The 1,583-nt window shown below is 29.0% G+C and carries 2 protein-coding genes; both read left to right on the top strand.

Annotated elements, in window-relative coordinates; genetic code table 11:
- The coding region (locus B4I81_RS07520) for an AsmA-like C-terminal region-containing protein (protein WP_291109291.1) at positions 1-737 on the top strand (737 nt) is incomplete at its 5' end.
- Between the two features lie 231 nt (positions 738-968).
- Positions 969-1,535 carry a hypothetical protein gene (locus tag B4I81_RS07515; protein WP_291109289.1) on the top strand — a complete coding sequence of 189 codons (567 nt, stop codon included), beginning with the start codon at positions 969-971 and terminating at the stop codon, positions 1,533-1,535.
- The last annotated feature ends 48 nt before the right edge of the window (positions 1,536-1,583 follow it).

Genomic DNA, 1,583 nt, shown 5'->3' with positions numbered 1-1,583 from the left:
TGTTGAAATCGATTGCTCCAATTGCAGGTGTTGTTAATGGGAAACTGAATTCAACCATTAAATTATCTGGAGATTTACAAAACGATATGACACCTAATTTAAAAACGATTTCTGGTGATTTATTTGGGCAATTGTTATCAACTACCATTAATGAAAAGAACTCGGCTATGTTAACAGCATTGAGTTCCAACATGAAATTCATCGACATGAGTAAAGTAAATCTTAATGATGTTAAAGCGGCACTTTCTTTTAAAGATGGAAAAGTAAACGTAAAACCTTTCGACATTAAATACCAAGATATCACTATAAATGTTGGTGGAACTCATGGTTTTGACCAAACGATGAATTACAATTTAAAATTTGATGTTCCGGTGAAATATTTAGGTAAAGACGTAACTAATTTAATTGCAAAATTAACGCCTGCCGACCAAAAACAAATAACGAGCATTCCCGTATCTGGATTAATGACAGGTAATTTTTCACAGCCAAAATTTAATACCGATTTAAAACAATCAACAACCAATTTGACAACACAATTAGTTAAAATGCAGAAAGACAAATTAGTTAATCAAGGAACTTCTGCATTAAGTAATTTAATAACTGGAACAAAGGGAAAAACTTCTGAAAATACAGCAGTAGCTGATACTACAAAGCCAAAAACTACACCAAAAGAAGAAATTAAAACGAAAGCCACTGATGCCTTAAAAAATTTATTTGGCAAGAAGAAAAAAGAATAAACACAAAAAACAAAACCCTTTCAAATTTGAGAGGGTTTTTTGTATACAAACCTATTTTTTTTGAAAAATAGGCAGAAAAACTACAGCAAGGCATCCAAAAAAGTTTTATTGTTTTGTGTAAATTTTTAAACAAATAAATATGAAACAAAAACTCAAGAAAATTTTACAAGGCAACAGCCCACCAAAAAGAAAGATTAACTTTACATTTTTAACATTTAACACATTACAAACATGAAAACAATTCAATTAATTTTTGCTCTTACTCTTTTATCATTTTTAACTTCTAATGCCCAAATTACTAAAGGGAATTGGATGGTGGGGGGTAACCTTGGTTTTGATTATTCGAAAATTGATAATAAAAACAGTAATTCTAGTGGTACAACTATTGATTATACGGAAGAAGGAAGTTACAATCTAAAGATTGAGCCAAATGTTGCTTATTTTTTTAAAGATAAATTTGCAGTAGGAACAAGTATAAGCTATATAAATGGCTTTACAGAAGGGAATAAAATAAATTCAGATGGAATGAATTTAGCTATAAATCCTTTTGTAAGATATTATTTTTTAAAATCTGAAAAACCATATAATATATTTTTAGAACCTTCTTATAGTAGATTTTTCAGTAAGTATCTTGGCAACAACAATGGGTTTGGTATTAAAACCGGGTTTGTTTATTTTTTAAACAGCTCAGTTGCTTTTGAAAGCATTATCAAATATACTAAGTTATCTTCAGAACAAAATAATCTAAACAACATTTATTTAGGCTTTGGCCTTCAAATACATTTAATAAAAGAATAACATGAAAAAAATTTATACAATAATCCCGATAGCGCGGAAATGTTTTCC

Origin of the sequence: Flavobacterium sp. UBA6195 (assembly GCF_002422095.1) — a bacterium.
In the GTDB taxonomy this organism is placed as follows: domain Bacteria; phylum Bacteroidota; class Bacteroidia; order Flavobacteriales; family Flavobacteriaceae; genus Flavobacterium.
This window is presented reverse-complemented; position numbering and strand designations above follow the sequence as displayed.